The sequence below is a fragment of the Phyllobacterium sp. P5_D12 genome (assembly GCF_054049495.1).
The window spans coordinates 1-3,708 of the sequence record NZ_JBFUMG010000443.1; the positions used below are offsets into that span (position 1 = coordinate 1).

At 58.6% G+C, this 3,708-nt stretch carries 5 protein-coding genes and 1 pseudogene; all 6 read right to left on the reverse strand.

Features of this window, described 5'->3' with window-relative positions:
• A pseudogene (locus ACXJ5O_RS21375) lies at nt 1-91 on the reverse strand (polar amino acid ABC transporter ATP-binding protein); the annotation flags it as partial.
• A gap of 34 nt (nt 92-125) precedes the next feature.
• Complete coding sequence (locus ACXJ5O_RS21380) at nt 126-800, reverse strand: amino acid ABC transporter permease (RefSeq protein WP_271897905.1); 675 nt, start codon at nt 798-800, stop codon at nt 126-128.
• On the reverse strand, nt 797-1,474 hold the full coding sequence (locus ACXJ5O_RS21385) for an amino acid ABC transporter permease (protein ID WP_457301647.1): 678 nt from the start codon (nt 1,472-1,474) through the stop codon (nt 797-799). The genes ACXJ5O_RS21380 and ACXJ5O_RS21385 overlap by 4 nt, the downstream gene beginning before the upstream one ends.
• Nucleotides 1,475-1,568: 94 nt before the next feature.
• A complete protein-coding gene (locus ACXJ5O_RS21390; protein WP_457301648.1) occupies nt 1,569-2,360 on the reverse strand; it encodes an ABC transporter substrate-binding protein in 792 nt (263 codons plus the stop codon).
• Nucleotides 2,361-2,402: 42 nt separating this feature from the next.
• Nucleotides 2,403-2,909, reverse strand: coding sequence for an Lrp/AsnC family transcriptional regulator (locus ACXJ5O_RS21395; protein WP_457301649.1), 507 nt, complete (start codon nt 2,907-2,909; stop codon nt 2,403-2,405).
• A gap of 98 nt (nt 2,910-3,007) precedes the next feature.
• Nucleotides 3,008-3,708, reverse strand: a 701-nt coding sequence (locus tag ACXJ5O_RS21400) for a 6-phosphofructokinase (RefSeq protein WP_457301650.1), incomplete at its 5' end; no start/stop codon positions are given.

Sequence of the window (3,708 nt, forward strand, 5' to 3'; positions counted from 1 at the left end):
CGACGACTTCGCGCGGCTCGACACTGAGCGTGATGTCCTTGAGAACATGGAGCGCGCCGAACCATTTGTTGACGCCGCGAAACTCGATCATATCTGGCTGCCTTCGTTAATGGGACGGAAATGCATCACAATTGCACCTCGCCATGGGCGGCGCTCATGCGTCTCTCCAGACGGCGGGCGAGCAGGATGAGCGGATAGCACACGACAAAATAACCGATGCCGACAATGGCGAACACGAGCAACCCATTGGGCACCCGCTGAACCACCAGCCAGCCGACCCGGGTAAGATCGGTCAGGCCGATGGCGGAGACCACCGACGAATCCTTGATGAGAAGCACATATTGGCCAACGAGAGGCGGCAGGGAGACGCGCATCGCTTGCGGCAGCACCACCTGACGCATCCGCTGCCACTGCGACAAGCCGGACGCGAGCGCCGCCTCGACCTGCCCGGTCGGCACCGAACGGATGCCAGCTGCGACGATCTCGCAAATGAAGCAGGCTGCGAGGTTGGTCAGCGCTATGATGCCTGCAGTGAACGCATCGAGCTCAACACCGAGTTCCGGCAGGATGAAGAAGATAAGAAATATCTGTACGAGAAAGGGCGTCCCGCGGATCAAGTCGACCCATAATCCGATTGCAGAATCCAGCAAGCGGCTGCCGCTGGTGCGCAAGACACCGAGTGCAAAGCCGAGGATCGTACCGAGCACCAGGCTTATGCCAGACAGGGCAATGGTCATGCCGAGCCCGCGCAATGCCAGTGGATAGCTGCCCATCAGGCTTTGGAGCTGAAACCAGATCATGTGCGGCTCCCGATAGGGCGCACACCGAGCCAGCGCGCCGACAAAACCGCCAGGGACTTCAGCCCGTAGTAGAGGACGAGATAGCATGCGGCAGTCGTAAGGAAGCCTTCAGCCGGCATGAACCTGTCCGACGCCAGCAATTGGCCCGCCCGCGTCAGTTCGGCGACGGAAATCAACGACAGCAACGCCGAGTCCTTCACTAWAACAATGGCTTGGCCAAGCAGCGGTGGAATGGTCACGCGTATGGCCTGCGGCAGGATCACCAGGCGCATGCGCTGGGCATAGGTCATCCCGGACGCAATGCCGGCCTCCACCTGTCCACGCGAAATCGACAGGATGCCGGCGCGGATGATCTCGGCGATGTAGGCGCCACTGTTCAAAGCCAAAGCGAGAATGCCGACGAAAAGCTCTGGCAAAACGACCCCGAGCCGTGGCAGGCCGAAATAGAGAAAGTAAAGCTGTGCAAGCAGCGGTGTCGCGCGGATCGCGTCGATATAGATTTTTGCCGGAAGCTGCACGAGCCGCGAGCGCTGCAGGTTCATCGCACACAGAATGATGCCCACGGCAAGCGCGCCGGCGAACGAAACGATCGATAGCCACAGCGTCGCAGCAAATCCCTGCCCGAACAGGGGCAGATATTCGATGATGGTGCGAAAGCTGAAGTTTTCAAGCATGCCGGGAAGATCCCTCAGGCGGAACGGACGCGATCAAAAAGCGCCGGACGGCATGCCTGAAGCGAACCGCCCCACGCATGCCGTCCGAGACTTGCTATTGATGGTCTTTCTTCCAGTCTTCCGAATTAACCCAATAATCCAGGTTCTTMTGAAGACGACCGTCGAGCGCGACCTGATCGAGGAACAGGTTCATCCAGACGAGAAGGTCCTGCTCGTCATAGCGTGTCGCGAATGCCAGCGGCTCTTTCGACAGGACTTCCGGCATGATCGTGAAGCTGCCGGCCGGATAAGCGGCCTGCTGACCCTTGACCGCCGAGACATCGTTTACGCCGCAATCGGCCTGGCCGTTATTTACAGCATCGAGCAGGAGCGGACCGCCGCCCTTGTAGCTCTTGATTTCGGCATCGGGGAAAGTCTCCTTTGCCACTTTTTCGCCCGTCGCTCCGAGAAGCACGGCGATCTTCGTGCCCTTGGCCTTGCAAGCATCCATGGTGCCGAATTTGCTGTCAGTCTTGGCAAAGACGGCGCTTCCCGTGTACATGAACGGCTTGGTGAAGGCGACTTTCATCGCCCGCGCGAGTGTCGGGGTCATATCCGCAACCAGCAGATCGGCCTTGCCGGAAAGCAGCGCCGGGATCAGACCATCCCAGTCATAGTCCTGGAACGTGATTTTTACGCCCATTTCCTTCGCCATCAGTTCGGCAAGCTCGACCGAGCTGCCCGTGCGCTTGCCAGCCGCATCGACCATGGAAAAGGGTGGGCCCTGCGTCTGAACCGCGACGCGCAGTTCGCCGCGCTTGGTGATGTCGTCAAGTGTTCCGGCATTTGCTGCTACAGTCATGCCGAGCAGGGCAATCCCTGCGACGAATAGTCGAGTAATTTTCATTCTTATGTCCTCCGTTGGTATTCCCCGCCCTTTATTGGGCTATTAATTTGTTTTTGGTGCCATTGCCGGATCAGTCCAGCATCCCTCCGGCAAGCTCACCCATTTGTTGCACGATGCCATAACCACGAAGGTCTCGCTCCGTACGATCTCTCCGAGGTCGCCGACCCCGGGTATCAACTCGCTGGTAACCCRGTAAAGATCGGCAATGTCGCCTGCGATGACCACATCGACGATGATGTCGAACCGTCCGGTTACGACACATGCTGATGTGACGAAGGGCAGCGCTGCAATCCGTTCCGCGATCTCGCGTACGCGGCCGCGCCCCTGTGTATTGACACCGACGATGGCCGAGATCAGCTCGGGACGTTCCGTCAGGTTGAGCAGTCCGACGATCTTCAGGAGGTTTCGGTCCAGCAAGTTGCGAAGGCGCGTGCGTACCGTTGGCACGGACATCGCCATCGTTTCAGCGAGACGCGTCAACCCAGGCTGCGCATCCTGCGAAAGCTGTTTGACAAGCCGCCTGTCCGTCTGATCCAGATGTTCCCGCAAGCGGCTAGACTTTCACAAAAGAGAAAATACAGCGATAATTTTTACCGATATGGAATATCCTATGCGGTACTTTTGCAGAACACAAGGGTTTTTGAAACTCAAACGAATGGCTTGGCCGGGTCGAACTTGCGAGGAAGCAGTCTTTCCAGATAGGCTCGGCCCTKCGATGAGATCTCGTTTGTATCGGGCAGCATGAAATCATCCGGCAGATGCTTCGTCTTTCCGGCGACATTGGCGAGCGGTATCAGCTGCGGACTTGTTTTTCCGTTTGCATACTGCAGGGCTACCGATCCACCGCCACGGGCGGCCGCTTCCACAGCGAAGGCTCCAGCTTCAAAAGCTTCGCGAGCGTCCGTTTCATTGATGGTCGCTATATTGCCGCGCGGCAGATAGCCGAATGTATCGACGCGGGCTCGAGCCCCGGGCAGCCCGGTTCGAATTAACTCCTCGATCGTCATTCCGAGATCGCCGCCAGAAAGGCGGACATTGCCATGCGCATCACGCTCGAGCCGATCCGGCGGAATGAGGGTTTCAACGACCGATCGTCCGTCTTCGGCCGTCACACCCTCCGACATTGCCACGATGCAACGCCCATGGCGTGAGGTGGCCTCGCGTACGTCGTCGATGAATCGTTCCGGCGAGAACGCCCTCTCCGGAACGTAAAGAAGGTGCGGTCCACTCTCCTCGTCCAACTGCCAGGCCGCCGCCGCTGTTGTGAGAAAGCCGGCATGTCGGCCCATGACGATGCCGACATAAATTCCCGGCAAGGCGCGAAAATCGAGATCGACGCTCAAAAAGG